Consider the following 12,829-nt stretch of genomic DNA (forward strand, 5'->3'; position numbering starts at 1 on the left):
TCAGCCCTTCGACGCGTACAGCACAAACTCGGCCCACGCGTCCGGCGTGAAGCCGAGGTGCGGGCACTGGGTGTTCTTCGAGTCCCGCACGAGGACCGTTCCAGGGGTGGCCGCGACCTCGACACAGTCGTTGTTGTTGCTGCCGCTGTAGCTGCTCTTGAACCACTCCGGCTCGGAAGCGTCCTCAGCAGAGGGCTTGCGGGTCATGTCTCTCCCAGCACATTCTCGATGAAGGCCAGCGACTCCCGTGGGCTGAGAGCCTGGGACCGGATGATCCCATACCGCAACTCCAGGACCTGTACGTCCTTGGGGTTGGAAAGCACACGGCTGGTCAGCTGCGCTTCCGAGTGCCCCACCGCCGAACCGTCCCTGAGCTTCAGAATTTGGACCTCGCCCCCCATGCCGGCGTGGTCGTCGCGATCTGTCGGCATCACCTGGATCTCTACATGCCGCAACTCGCCCAGCTCCAGCAGGTGTTCGAGCTGCCGGCGCAGCACCATTGTGCCTCCGATAGGGCGTCGCAGCGTAACCTCTTCCTGGACAAAGGTGAGAGTGGTCAGAGGGGTACGTGTGAAGATCCTCTGCCGCGCGAGACGCGCGGACACGTACCGGTCGAGGTCGTCTGTGGAGAGTGCAGGCCGCCGGACGTCGAACAGCGCCCGCGCGTACTCCTCCGTCTGCAACAGCCCGTGGATGTTGTGGTTGCCGTAGGCGCCGAGCTCAACGGCGTCCCCTTCCAGCTTGGCCAGGTGCCGCACCTTCCCGGGGTACCGCGCTTCCGCCACGTCCCGCTTCATCGCGGCGATCTTGCCGCCCGCGCACAGGACCTCGTCCGCCCGGTCAAGGAACTCCGGCCTCGGGATGCGCTTGCCGGCCTCGACCTTGTAGACCTGGTTCTCGCCGTAGCCGATCTTCGTCCCGAATTCGGCCTGGCCGAGACCCGCCGACTCCCGCCAGAGCTTGATCTGACGGCCGACCGCCGCGATCACCGCTCCGGAGTCGTCTTCCAGATCGGGTTCCCAGTCGGGTTCGTCCGCCCCGTCCACCGGGTAGTCCGTACCGCCGCCGTCCGCGCTCACCGCGTACACCTCCGACATGTTCGTCGCTCACCGAGCCCGCTCACGGAAGGTGATGGTGGACAGCCCGGACAGAACCGGACCGCAGCAGGACAGTCACTGTCCGTACGGGCGTCGTCCCTATTCAGCCTACGCACGTCCGGCCACGCTGTGTGACGTGAACCCCAAAATCACCGACCAGCGCCCGCCGGCCCGAGCGGCGCTCCCCGCCCGTCAGTTCCGCGTCCAGTTGTCCTCCACCCGCAGGGGCGCCCGGCTCGCCCGGCTCCTCGCCGTGGAGCAGCTGCGCTCGTGGGAGATGCCGTTCGAGACAGCCGCGCACGTGATCGCGGAGCTGGCGTCGAACGCCGCGCTGCACGGACGCACGCCGGGCCGGGACTTCCGCCTCGTACTGACCTTCCCGGCGCCCGGCACGCTCCGTATCGAGGTGACGGACACCCAGGCAGACCGCCTTCCCGCCACCCGCCGAGCGGCGCCCGCCGACGGGGAGTCGGGCCGTGGCCTGATCCTCGTGGCGGCGCTGGCCGACCGCTGGGGCGTCACGACCGGACCGGCCCCCTGCAAGACGGTCTGGGCCGAGCTGGACCTCACGCCCTGAACCCAGCCCACCGGGGCCGGGAAGCCCTGGCCCCGGTGGCCTGCGTGCCGGGGCTGCGAGTTCCCCAGCGGGCCGGACGCCGCCCTGCCGCGTCTGTTGTCCACGGCTCAGGCAAGGGCGCCTGCGGGGGTGCGCGCGGTGTGGCGGAGGCGGGCGGCGTCCTGGCTGGGGGGTGCGCCGAACTGGCGGCGGTATTCCCGGCTGAACTGTGACGGGTTGTCATAGCCGACGCGGCGGCCGACTCCGGTGACGTCGCCCGGGTGGGTGGCGAGCAGGAGCCGGGCCTCCTGCAGCCGGATCTGCTTCTGGAACTGGATGGGGCTCATCGCGGTCACCGCCTGGAAGTTGCGGTAGAAGGCGGAGACGCTCATGCCGGACAGCCGCGCCACGTCCTCGACCCGGAACGGCTGCGCGTAGTGCTCGCGGATCCAGCCCGCGGCCCGGGAGACGTGGCTGAGGCTGCTGTCGGCCAGGCCGAGCTGGCGAACCGTCGCGCCCTGCTCCCCGGCGATCAGGCGCCACAGGATCTCTCGCTTGACCAGCGGGGCCAGTACGGCCCGGTCGCGAGGCTCGTCAAGCAGGCGCAGCAGCCGGACCACCGCGTCAAGCAGCGCGGTCGAAGCGTCGCTGACGGCGATCCCCGACGGCGCGCCTCCGCCGGCGCGGGGAGTGTCTCCAGGCCCGGCCTGCAGCAGCAGCTCGGCGACCGCGGACGGTTCCAGCAGGAGACCGAACCCCAGCGCCGGCTGATCGGGTTCGGCCTGGGTGAACTGTCCGGTGACGGGCAGGTCGACCGACGCGACCAAGTACTGCCCGGCGCGGTACTCGTACACCCGGTCGCCCAGGGCAAGGCGTTTGGCGCCCTGGGCGATGACCGCGAGCACGGTGCCGGACATCGAGGGCGCCGGCGGGTCCGACCGGTCGACCTTCGAGATGAGGACGCCGTCGATCGCAGTGGTCCAGTCGGGCCGGGCATGCCGGGCCAGCAGGGTGCGGAGCTCTTCGAGGTGCATGCGTCCATTGCAGCACCATTCGACGCCTCAGCTCCCGCGACCGCGAGGATCGTGCAAGTGAGAGCGAGCATTGTTCTAACGTTTCCGCAGGTCACGGCGGTTGAATGGAATCACTCCACTCCATCGCCACCGAAGAGGGCATCCATGATCGCCAACTATGGCTTCAACGCCACCCTGACCGCGAAGCCCGGAATGGGCGACCAGCTGGTCGACCTGCTGCTGACCGGGCTGAACGAGGGCAGCCCGGGCGCGAGCGCACACTGCGTCGTCTATCTCGTCTCCCGTTCCGCGTCCGACCCCGACGTCGTCCACGTCACCGAGGGCTGGACCAGCGAGGAGGACCACCACCGGATCTTCGCCGGCGAGCCCGCCCAGGCCATCGTGGCGCAGATCGGCGGCCTCCTGGCCAAGGAGTCCGCGTACACCGACTACGTGCCGGTCCGCGGCAAGGCCACCTTCTGACCCGCCGATCGGCCCACGGCCCTGTCGCTGCCCCGGCCCCGGCCCCTGCCGAGCGGCCCCCTCCTTGCCCAACCGTCCGGCACCGCCCCACGAAAGGCAGCACCATGACCACGCCACGACCCGACCTGGACCCCGAGCTGCGCGAACTGCTCGCAGACATGCCCCTCATGTCCCAGCTCAGCCCGGAAGTACTCGCGCAACTGCGCCAGCTCCCCTCGACACCCGTCGAGTCCCTCCTCGCACACCGGCAGGTCGACCGGCGGGAGGTCACCGTGCCCGCCAAGGACGGTGCGCCGATCCCGCTGTCGGTCTTCAGCCCCGCGAACACCGATCGCACCACCGCCGCACCCTGCGTCTACTGGATGCACGGCGGCGGGATGGTCATGGGCGACCGCTTCTCGCAGATCGACATCCCGCTGGAGTGGCTCGACGAGTTCGGTGCGGTCGTGGTCTCCGTGGACTATCGGCTCGCTCCGGAGGCCACCGGCACCCTCCTGGTCGACGACTGTTACCAAGGACTGCTCTGGGTCGCCGACCACGCCGCCGAACTGGGCATCGATCCCGCCAGGATCGTCGTGGCGGGCGCCAGCGCGGGCGGCGGCCTCGCCGCCGGCGTCACCCTGCTGGCCCGCGACCTCGGCACCCCGGCGATTGCCGCGCAGATGCTGATCTGTCCCATGCTCGACCACCGCAACACCAGCACCTCCAGCCGCCAGTACTCCGGCGGACCCGGCGTCTGGACCCGCGAGATGAACGAGTTCGGATGGCGCTGTGTCCTCGGTGACCTCGCCGACAACGAGGTACCCGCGTACGTCTCACCCGCGCTGGCCGACGACCTCTCGGGCCTGCCGACCACCTACATCGACACCGGCTCCGCCGAAGTCTTCCGCGACGAGGACGCCGACTACGCCACCCGCGTCTGGGCGGCCGGCGGCCAGGCCGAACTACATGTCTGGGCGGGCGGCTTCCACGGGTTCGACGCGCTGTACCCGCAGGCGCCCATATCGGCCACGGCCCGCCGGACCCGCACCGACTGGCTCGCCCGGGTCATGCCCCCGAACTCCGCCGCCTAGTAGTGTCCTGCCGCCAATACCTGGCCGCTTCACAGCACTTTGGCCCCGCCGAGGAACTCGACGGGGCCATAGCGGCACGATGAACGTCGGTCGTGCTAGCGCGGCAAGCCGGCAGGGGCCGTCGCCCAGCCGGAGTCCGGGTGGTCGCCCAGCTTGAAGGAGAGGGAGCCGCCCGTGTGCAGGAACGAGCTGTCGAGCCATGAGGCGTCGCGACGTGCGCCGTTGACCTGGACCGCGTTCACGTACAGGTTCGCGTCGGAGGCGGCCGGTGCCGTGATCGTGATCGCGCGCCGCTTCCCCGCCGGGGCGATCACCGCGCGCGGGAACAGCGGACCGGTCAGCAGCAGGTCGGCGCGGCCGGGAGCCTGCGGATAGATGCCCAGCGCGGCGAAGACGTACCACGCCGACATGGTGCCGAGGTCGTCGTTGCCAGGAAGCCCCGCCGGCCCGGTCCCGTACACCGTGTCGACCAGCTCACGGACGGTCTCCTGGGTCTTCCAGGGCTGCCCGAGCGCGTTGTACAGCCACGGCGCGTGGATGCCCGGCTCGTTGGTGGGGTCGTAGCGCAGCGGATCGCCGCCGCGGATCGACCATGAGCCGTCGGGCTTGTGGAAGAAAGCGTCCAGCCGCGCCGCCGCCGTCTCGCGGCCGCCCATCGCCGTGGCCAGCCCCTGCACATCCTGCGGCACCATCCAGGTGTACGTCGCCGCGCTGCCCTGGGCGAAGCCGCGGTCGGAGGCGGGGTCGAAGGGGGTGACCCAGGAGCCGTCCAGGTTCCTGGCCTGGATGTAGCCCGCCCCGGCGGTGGCCTGCGGATTGAACACATTCCGCCAGTAGCCGCCCCGCTCGCTCAGCTCCTCGTACTCCCGGTCGCGGCCGAGCAGCTTGGCCCACCGCGCGAGGGCGGCGTCGGCGACGGAGTCCTCCAGGGTCTCGGCGGCGCCGCCCCAGCAGTGGCAGGCGTCCTGCGCGGCGTACCGCGAGTCGAGGTACTGGGCCAGGTTGGGGCGCTGGCCCTCGCACTGGCCCGGGCAGCCCGCGTCGGAGAGCCCGGCCGGGTGCGGGACGGTGGCCTGGCGGTAGAGGGAGTCGAACGCGCCCTTGACGTCGAAGTTCCGTACCCCCATGGCGTAGAAGGTCGCCAGCGTCGCGGCCGTGGGATCGCCCGTCATCACATGGGTCGCGCCGCTGATGTGCACCCATCGGTCCCAGACCCCGCCGTTCTGCTGGGCGAAGTTGAACAGCGACTGGGCGAAGTCACCCGCGACGCGTGGTTCCAGCAGGGCGAGCAGTTGCACCTGGGCCCTGTACTGGTCCCAGCCGGAGAAGTTGCTGTACTGCGCCCCCTGCCCGCGCCCGACGCGCTGGAGCCGCCCGTCCATACCGAGGTAGCGGCCGTCCGTGTCGCTGATCAGGTTGGGCTGCTGGAGCGAGTGGTAGAGGGCGGTGTAGAACGTGGTGCGCTGCGCCTCGCTGCCGCCGCTGATCCCGACGTCGCGCAGCTGCTCGTCCCAGGCCGCCCGGCCGGCCGACGCGACGTCCGCCACGCTCGCCCGGGGCGCTATCTCCTCACGGAGGTTGGCCTCGGCCCCCGCGAGGGAGACGTACGAGATACCGACCCGCATCCGGACATCGTTGTCACGCTTCGTATCGAAGGTCACGTATCCGCCGGAGCCGCGGCCGGCCCGGTCCGCTCCGGTGGCGTACCCCTCGCCTCCGTCGGCCGTGGTGGAGCCGGCGGAGAGGCGGTCGTTCTGCCAGGTGCCGACGCCGGAGAAGGCGCGGTCGAACGCGGCGGTGAAGTAGAGGCGGTAGTAGCTCTTACGGTTGTTCTCGCCGCCGTTGGCGCGGCGCCCGCAGAACGCGCCGGTCTCCACCCAGCCGGTCACCTCGCGCTTCGCCTCGTCGATCTCGACGTGCGCGTTCTCGCTGCCGTTGAGGGAGTTGGAGACCCGGAAGAGAAGGCTGGCCGGCTTGTCCTCGGGGAAGGTGAAGTCGGCGACGCCCGCGCGCTCGCTGACCGCGAGGTCGGTGGCCGCGCCCGAGTCGAGGCCGAGGCGGTAACGGCCGGGCTCGGCCTTCTCGTTGTCGTGCGAGAAGTTCGCGGCGTACTTCTCGTCCTTGGTGTCGGCGGAGGGGGACGAGTCGACCTCCCCCACGAACGGCATGATCGGCACATCACCCGCGGCCCCGGGGTGGCAGCCCGCGCCGTTGACGTGCGTGAGGCTGAACCCGCGGAGGCGGGTCGTGTCGTACGAGTAGCCGTTGGCCGCCGCGGTGTTGGTCTGGTCTCCGGCGGTGCTGGTCGGCGACCAGGCGATCATGCCGAACGGCAGATTGGCGCCGGGGTAGGTGTTGCCGCCGTTGGTGGAGCCGATGAGCGGATCCACGTACTGAACGGGATGGCGCACCTCGGCGGCGGCCGGCGCCGCGCCTGCCGCCGGGGCGCCGACGAGCGAGGCGACCAGCCCGGCCATGGCGACCGCGACTCCCCCGCCCGTCAGCGCCGATCGGCTCCCGAGTCTCGCCCTCTTCCGGACCGCTTCCATCGCGAACCACGCCCTCTCCTGTGCCGATGCGCTCGTTGAGATCGCTGCGACCCTAGGAGTGTTCGTCCCTTCCCTGCCACGCACCGAGGAGCACAGTCGGTGAAGGTTGCGTGAACCGGCCCTCGTCAGCGCCCCGTTCCGCACCGTCAGAGCACGCCGCGCAGGTCCACCACCGGTGTTTCCTGGTCCGGCCCGGGTGTCAGGTACTGGTGCTGGCGGCCTTCGGCGAAGAGGTCGCGCAGATACATGCCGGGGAAGTCCAGGAGCTCGTCCCGGTCGGCCAGTGCGATGCGTACCCGGTAGGCGGTGTCGTCGGCGCGGACCAGTACGTCGCACCAGTGCGGGAGCGGTGACTCGACGCCGGTGAGGGTGACGTGTTCGTCGGCCAGCGGGTCGATCCAGGTGGCCAGGTCCTCCAGCAGCCAGGCCATGAGCATCCAGGAGGGTGCCTCGGTGGCGGGCTGCCAGTCGTACACGCGCCGGCCCTCGCGTCCCGGTACGAGCGGCTCGCCCTGCGCGTAGAGAGGCGGGCCGGGGGTGGTGTCGGTGCCGGTGTCGATGAAGGCGATCCGGCGGGAGAGGACCGTGATCACGGACACGCGGTAGCCGTCCGCGCCGAGCTCGAAAGCGGCTTCGGACGCGCGGGTGAGGAACTCACTGTCGGGACTGGCCACGAGCCTCCTTCAGGAGAGCTTGCTGTACGCGCCGACGTAGCGGGAGGTTCCGGCGACCGCGGCGGGCTTCGCGCTGACGGCTGCCTTCACATCCGCGGCACGGACGGAATGCGCGAAGGGCCGGTAGGCGCCCACGTACCTCTCGGGGCCCGCGGCCGCGACGGAACGGCTGTTGGCCTTGGACAGAGCCGTGGTGACCCAGTTCGGGCACCGGGTGATACCCACGCAGTACTGGGTGATCACACCCTTGTCGTGTTGGTCGCGGAGCTTCTTCTCGTTGACCGTCAGGAGGACCTTGTACTGCTTGACGAGCTTGCAAACGCCCCTGCTGCACGTGTACTTACCCGCGTAGCCCGTCTCGCGGTACGACTGGCCACCGATGTGCTCGCGCGTGGGCGACTTCGCGATGAACTCGACAGCCGAGTACTTCGTGATGTTGTGCTTGTTCTTGACCTTGGTCCAGCCGAAGCCCTTGTCGGTGGACGCGTGGTAGTAACCGAGCCGCAGCGAAGCCTGTCCGGGGCCCCGGTAGTCCAGATGCTTGAGGATCTTGTACGCCGGGTCTGCCACCGGCCGGGCCTCGCCACTGGACGAGACGATGGTGGACGAGGCGGTGGCGGTCGAGGCGGTGGACGAGGCAGTAGTCGAGGCGGTGGCCGGGCCCCCGAGGGCTCCCAGCGTGGCCGTGGCCGCGAACGCGGCTCCGGCGATCAGCATGCGGTTCATTCGAGCTGTCCCCTTCGTGAACCATGCGCACCGGTCGAGCGCGCCGGAACACTACGTTACGCAGCGCACACTCTACGTATCAATCGGCTTTCGCTCGCGGAACGTTGGGACTTCAGTTCGGCCATGAACCCGTACGAACCCGCATGAACCCCCGAGAACACACGACAGGGGCCCCGCACCACCGTCCTTGCGGACGGGGTGCGGGGCCCCTGCTGGATGCTCCGAGGAGCTACCAGGTCAGATCAGAATCTGATCAGATCAGCAATTACTTGTTGATCTTGGTGACCTGGCCGGCGCCGACGGTCCGGCCACCCTCACGGATGGCGAACTTGAGGCCCTCCTCCATGGCGACGGGCTGGATCAGCTCGACCGTCATGACGGTGTTGTCGCCCGGCATGACCATCTCGGTGCCCTCGGGGAGGGTCACCACGCCGGTCACGTCCGTGGTACGGAAGTAGAACTGCGGGCGGTAGTTGTTGAAGAACGGGGTGTGACGGCCACCCTCGTCCTTCGACAGGATGTACGACTGGGCCTCGAAGCTGGTGTGCGGCGTGACCGAACCCGGCTTGATGATGACCTGGCCGCGCTCGACGTCCTCGCGCTTGATGCCACGGAGGAGCAGACCGACGTTCTCGCCCGCCTGGCCCTCGTCGAGCAGCTTGCGGAACATCTCGATGCCGGTGACCGTGGTGGTGGTCTTCTCGGTCTTGATACCGACGATGTCGACGGTCTCGTTGACCTTGAGGACACCACGCTCGATACGACCGGTGACGACGGTGCCACGACCGGTGATCGTGAAGACGTCCTCGATCGGCATCAGGAACGGCTTGTCGACGTCACGCTCGGGCTGCGGGATCGACTCGTCGACGGCCTTCATCAGGTCGAGAACGGTCTTGCCCCACTCGGCGTCGCCCTCGAGCGCCTTGAGCGCCGAGACCTTGACTACCGGCAGGTCGTCGCCCGGGAACTCGTACTCGGAGAGCAGCTCACGAACCTCGAGCTCGACGAGCTCAAGGATCTCCTCGTCGTCCACCATGTCGGCCTTGTTCAGCGCGACAACGATGTACGGCACGCCGACCTGGCGGGCCAGGAGCACGTGCTCCTTGGTCTGCGGCATCGGGCCGTCGGTGGCCGCGACCACGAGGATGGCGCCGTCCATCTGCGCCGCACCCGTGATCATGTTCTTGATGTAGTCCGCGTGACCGGGGCAGTCGACGTGCGCGTAGTGACGCGACTCCGTCTGGTACTCGACGTGCGCGATGGAGATGGTGATACCGCGCTGGCGCTCCTCAGGAGCCTTGTCGATCTGGTCGAAGGCCGAGGCCTCGTTCAGGTCCGGGTACGCGTCATGCAGCACCTTGGTAATGGCGGCCGTGAGGGTCGTCTTACCGTGGTCGATGTGACCGATGGTGCCGATGTTGACGTGCGGCTTAGTCCGCTCGAACTTCGCCTTCGCCACTGGGGTCCTCCTGGAGTGGTTCTGTACGCCTTACTCATCGGCGCCAGGTGATCTTTGCTGGGATGCCGGGGCCCGGGGCACTCCCGCCGCGATACGGCGGGAATGCCCCAGGGCTTGCCGGTGACAAGCCTAAAGCGTGGACTCGGAAGAGTTACTCGCCCTTGGCCTTCGCGATGATCTCCTCGGCGACGTTCCGGGGAACCTCGGCGTAGGAGTCGAACTGCATCGAGTAGCTTGCGCGACCCGAGGTCTTGCTTCGGAGGTCCCCGACGTAGCCGAACATCTCCGAAAGCGGCACCAGGCCCTTGACGACCCGGGCGCCGGCCCGCTCCTCCATGGCCTGGATCTGGCCACGGCGGGAGTTGATGTCACCGATGACGTCGCCCATGTAGTCCTCGGGCGTGGTGACCTCAACGGCCATCATCGGCTCGAGGAGCACGGGAGACGCCCTGCGGGCGCCTTCCTTGAACGCCTGCGAACCGGCGATCTTGAACGCGAGCTCGGAGGAGTCGACCTCGTGGTAACCGCCGTCGAGAAGCGTGATGCGCACGCCGGTCATCTCGTAACCGGCCAGGATGCCGAACTGCATGGCTTCCTGCGCACCGGCGTCGACCGAAGGGATGTACTCCTTCGGGATACGGCCACCGGTGACCTTGTTCACGAACTCGTACGAGGCGTCGCCGCCCTCGATGGGCTCGATCATGATCTGCACCTTGGCGAACTGCCCGGTGCCACCGGTCTGCTTCTTGTGGACGTAGTCCACCCGCTCGACGGTCTTACGAATCGTCTCACGGTAAGCGACCTGCGGCTTGCCGACGTTCGCCTCGACGCGGAACTCACGCCTCATGCGGTCGACCAGCACCTCGAGGTGAAGCTCGCCCATACCGCCGATGACGGTCTGGCCGGTCTCCTCGTTGGTGTGCACCTGGAAGGAGGGGTCCTCCTCCGCGAGACGCTGGATGGCAACACCCAGCTTCTCCTGGTCACCCTTGGACTTGGGCTCGATCGCGACCTCGATGACCGGCGCCGGGAAGTCCATGGACTCCAGGATCACCGGGTTCTTCTCGTCGCACAGCGTCTCACCGGTGGTGGTCTGCTTCAGGCCCATCACGGCGACGATGTCGCCGGCGCCCACCGCCTCGATCTCCTCACGCTTGTTCGCGTGCATGCGGTAGATCTTGCCGATGCGCTCCTTGCGGCCCTTCACGGAGTTCAGCACCGCGGTGCCGGACTCCAGACGGCCGGAGTACACCCGGACGAAGGTGAGCTTGCCGAGGTGCGGGTCGCTCATGATCTTGAACGCCAGCGCCGACAGCGGCTCGTCGAAGGACGGCTTGCGCGTGATGACCTTCTCCGGGTCCTTCACGTCGTGGCCGTTGATGCCCTCGACGTCCAGGGGAGACGGCAGGTAACGCACGACCGCGTCGAGCAGGGGCTGTACGCCCTTGTTCTTGAACGCGGTACCGCAGAACACCGGGGTGACGGTGACGCCGTCGGACTTGCCCGACGCGATGGTGATACGGCGGATCGCCGCGTACAGCTGCTCCACGGTGGGCTCGACGCCCTCCAGGTACAGCTCCATCAGCTCGTCATCGTTCTCGGAGACGACCTCGAGCAGCTTGCCGCGCCACTCCTCGGCCGCCTCGACGTGCGTGGCCGGGATGTCGACAACGTCGTACATCTCGCCCTTGGCCGCCTCGGCGGACCAGACAAAGGCCTTCATCGTCACGAGGTCGACGACGCCCTTGAAGTCCATCTCGGCACCGATCGGAAGCTGCATGACGATCGGAACCGCACCGAGGCGGTCCGAGATCATGTCGACGCAGCGGTGGAACTCCGCGCCGGTCCGGTCGAGCTTGTTGACGAAGCAGATGCGGGGCACGCCGTAACGGTCGGCCTGCCGCCATACGGTCTCGGACTGCGGCTCCACACCGGCGACACCGTCGAACACGGTGACGGCACCGTCGAGGACGCGGAGCGAACGCTCCACCTCGACCGTGAAGTCCACGTGACCCGGGGTGTCGATGATGTTGATGGTGTGGTCGACGTCCTCGAGCGGCCAGTGACAGGTCGTCGCGGCGGACGTGATCGTGATGCCGCGCTCCTGCTCCTGCTCCATCCAGTCCATCGTGGCTGCGCCGTCGTGGACCTCACCGATCTTGTAGCTCACACCGGTGTAGAACAGGATGCGCTCGGTGGTCGTCGTCTTGCCCGCGTCGATGTGGGCCATGATCCCGATGTTGCGGACCTTGGCCAGGTCAAGCGAAGTGGTGGCCATAAGGCTCAATCTTCTCTCGGTCTCGATGTGGGTAGCGACTACCAGCGGTAGTGCGCGAAGGCCTTGTTGGACTCGGCCATCTTGTGCGTGTCCTCACGCTTCTTGACCGAGGCGCCGAGACCGTTGGAGGCGTCGAGCAGCTCGTTCATGAGGCGTTCGGTCATCGTCTTCTCGCGACGGGCGCGGGAGTAACCCACGACCCAGCGCAGGGCGAGGGTGGCGGCGCGACCGGGCTTGACCTCGATCGGCACCTGGTAGGTGGCGCCACCGACACGGCGGGACTTGACCTCAAGCGTGGGCTTGACGTTCTCAAGCGCGCGCTTCAGCGTGATGACCGGGTCGTTGCCGGTCTTCTCGCGGAGGCCTTCCATGGCGCCGTACACGATCCGCTCGGCGGTGGAACGCTTGCCGTTGAGCAGAAGCTTGTTGATCAGCGAGGTGACAAGAGGAGAACCGTAGACCGGGTCGATGATGACCGGGCGCTTCGGGGCGGGGCCCTTACGAGGCATTCTTACTTCTCCTTCTTGGCGCCGTAGCGGCTGCGGGCCTGCTTGCGGTTCTTGACACCCTGGGTGTCAAGGGAGCCGCGGATGATCTTGTAACGAACACCCGGCAGGTCCTTCACACGGCCACCACGCACGAGCACGATCGAGTGCTCCTGCAGGTTGTGTCCCTCACCCGGAATGTAGGCCGTGACCTCGATGCCGGAGGTCAGACGCACACGCGCGACCTTACGGAGCGCCGAGTTCGGCTTCTTCGGGGTGGTCGTGAAGACACGCGTGCAGACGCCGCGGCGCTGAGGGGAACCCTCGAGCGCGGGCGTCTTGTTCTTCTCGACCTTGTCCTGCCGGCCCTTCCGGACCAGCTGCTGGATCGTAGGCACTACTTCTCCGGTTTCTGTGTGCCGTTAGTGAAACTAAC

13 protein-coding genes are annotated in these 12,829 nt (G+C 68.2%); 3 read left to right on the forward strand and 10 right to left on the reverse strand.

Annotated elements, in window-relative coordinates; all coding sequences use genetic code 11:
- A complete protein-coding gene (locus tag ACFVWW_RS25245; RefSeq protein WP_384188892.1) occupies window positions 1-207 on the reverse strand; it encodes a DUF397 domain-containing protein in 207 nt (68 codons plus the stop codon).
- Window positions 204-1,097, reverse strand: coding sequence for a helix-turn-helix domain-containing protein (locus ACFVWW_RS25250; RefSeq protein WP_384188894.1), 894 nt, complete (start codon window positions 1,095-1,097; stop codon window positions 204-206). The genes ACFVWW_RS25245 and ACFVWW_RS25250 overlap by 4 nt, the downstream gene beginning before the upstream one ends.
- 136 nt (window positions 1,098-1,233) lie before the next feature.
- Here ACFVWW_RS25250 and ACFVWW_RS25255 point away from each other — a divergent pair, with 136 nt between their 5' ends.
- A complete protein-coding gene (locus tag ACFVWW_RS25255; RefSeq protein ID WP_386879125.1) occupies window positions 1,234-1,674 on the forward strand; it encodes an ATP-binding protein in 441 nt (146 codons plus the stop codon).
- Between the two features lie 107 nt (window positions 1,675-1,781).
- Here ACFVWW_RS25255 and ACFVWW_RS25260 read toward each other — a convergent pair whose 3' ends face one another.
- The gene (locus ACFVWW_RS25260) at window positions 1,782-2,687 is read right to left on the reverse strand and encodes an AraC family transcriptional regulator N-terminal domain-containing protein (RefSeq protein WP_386879124.1); all 906 of its coding nucleotides are present in this window, start codon (window positions 2,685-2,687) and stop codon (window positions 1,782-1,784) included.
- Window positions 2,688-2,831: 144 nt separating this feature from the next.
- Between ACFVWW_RS25260 and ACFVWW_RS25265 the strand changes: the two genes are divergently transcribed.
- A complete protein-coding gene (locus tag ACFVWW_RS25265) occupies window positions 2,832-3,149 on the forward strand; it encodes a putative quinol monooxygenase (RefSeq protein ID WP_383914445.1) in 318 nt (105 codons plus the stop codon).
- Between the two features lie 104 nt (window positions 3,150-3,253).
- Window positions 3,254-4,222 (forward strand): alpha/beta hydrolase, encoded by a 969-nt coding sequence (locus ACFVWW_RS25270; RefSeq protein ID WP_386879123.1) that lies wholly within the window; start codon window positions 3,254-3,256, stop codon window positions 4,220-4,222.
- Window positions 4,223-4,317: 95 nt separating this feature from the next.
- Here ACFVWW_RS25270 and ACFVWW_RS25275 read toward each other — a convergent pair whose 3' ends face one another.
- The 7 genes from ACFVWW_RS25275 to rpsL all read right to left on the reverse strand — a co-directional run bounded on the left by ACFVWW_RS25275 (window position 4,318) and on the right by rpsL (window position 12,791).
- Window positions 4,318-6,699 (reverse strand): GH92 family glycosyl hydrolase, encoded by a 2,382-nt coding sequence (locus tag ACFVWW_RS25275; protein ID WP_386879122.1) that lies wholly within the window; start codon window positions 6,697-6,699, stop codon window positions 4,318-4,320.
- A 218-nt stretch (window positions 6,700-6,917) separates the two neighbouring features.
- On the reverse strand, window positions 6,918-7,445 hold the full coding sequence (locus ACFVWW_RS25280; RefSeq protein ID WP_384188902.1) for a hypothetical protein: 528 nt from the start codon (window positions 7,443-7,445) through the stop codon (window positions 6,918-6,920).
- A gap of 9 nt (window positions 7,446-7,454) precedes the next feature.
- Complete coding sequence (locus ACFVWW_RS25285) at window positions 7,455-8,171, reverse strand: hypothetical protein (RefSeq protein ID WP_386879121.1); 717 nt, start codon at window positions 8,169-8,171, stop codon at window positions 7,455-7,457.
- A 265-nt stretch (window positions 8,172-8,436) separates the two neighbouring features.
- The gene (tuf, locus tag ACFVWW_RS25290) at window positions 8,437-9,630 is read right to left on the reverse strand and encodes an elongation factor Tu (RefSeq protein ID WP_384190629.1); all 1,194 of its coding nucleotides are present in this window, start codon (window positions 9,628-9,630) and stop codon (window positions 8,437-8,439) included.
- Window positions 9,631-9,781: 151 nt separating this feature from the next.
- A complete protein-coding gene (gene fusA / locus ACFVWW_RS25295; RefSeq protein ID WP_384190632.1) occupies window positions 9,782-11,908 on the reverse strand; it encodes an elongation factor G in 2,127 nt (708 codons plus the stop codon).
- A 38-nt stretch (window positions 11,909-11,946) separates the two neighbouring features.
- On the reverse strand, window positions 11,947-12,417 hold the full coding sequence (rpsG, locus tag ACFVWW_RS25300; protein ID WP_030351427.1) for a 30S ribosomal protein S7: 471 nt from the start codon (window positions 12,415-12,417) through the stop codon (window positions 11,947-11,949).
- 2 nt (window positions 12,418-12,419) lie between these two features.
- Window positions 12,420-12,791 carry a 30S ribosomal protein S12 gene (rpsL, locus tag ACFVWW_RS25305; RefSeq protein ID WP_003948652.1) on the reverse strand — a complete coding sequence of 124 codons (372 nt, stop codon included), beginning with the start codon at window positions 12,789-12,791 and terminating at the stop codon, window positions 12,420-12,422.
- Window positions 12,792-12,829 lie beyond the last annotated feature (38 nt).

This window comes from Streptomyces sp. NPDC058198 (assembly GCF_042882605.1).
Lineage (GTDB): Bacteria > Actinomycetota > Actinomycetes > Streptomycetales > Streptomycetaceae > Streptomyces.

Coding starts and splice junctions, on each gene's coding strand:
- ACFVWW_RS25245 (WP_384188892.1), bottom strand. CDS start 207: ATGACCCGCAAGCCCTCTGCTGAGGACGCTTCCGAGCCGGAGTGGTTC.
- ACFVWW_RS25250 (WP_384188894.1), bottom strand. CDS start 1,097: ATGTCGGAGGTGTACGCGGTGAGCGCGGACGGCGGCGGTACGGACTAC.
- ACFVWW_RS25260 (WP_386879124.1), bottom strand. CDS start 2,687: ATGCACCTCGAAGAGCTCCGCACCCTGCTGGCCCGGCATGCCCGGCCC.
- ACFVWW_RS25265 (WP_383914445.1), top strand. CDS start 2,832: ATGATCGCCAACTATGGCTTCAACGCCACCCTGACCGCGAAGCCCGGA.
- ACFVWW_RS25270 (WP_386879123.1), top strand. CDS start 3,254: ATGACCACGCCACGACCCGACCTGGACCCCGAGCTGCGCGAACTGCTC.
- ACFVWW_RS25275 (WP_386879122.1), bottom strand. CDS start 6,699: ATGGCCGGGCTGGTCGCCTCGCTCGTCGGCGCCCCGGCGGCAGGCGCG.
- ACFVWW_RS25285 (WP_386879121.1), bottom strand. CDS start 8,171: ATGAACCGCATGCTGATCGCCGGAGCCGCGTTCGCGGCCACGGCCACG.
- fusA (WP_384190632.1), bottom strand. CDS start 11,908: ATGGCCACCACTTCGCTTGACCTGGCCAAGGTCCGCAACATCGGGATC.
- rpsG (WP_030351427.1), bottom strand. CDS start 12,417: ATGCCTCGTAAGGGCCCCGCCCCGAAGCGCCCGGTCATCATCGACCCG.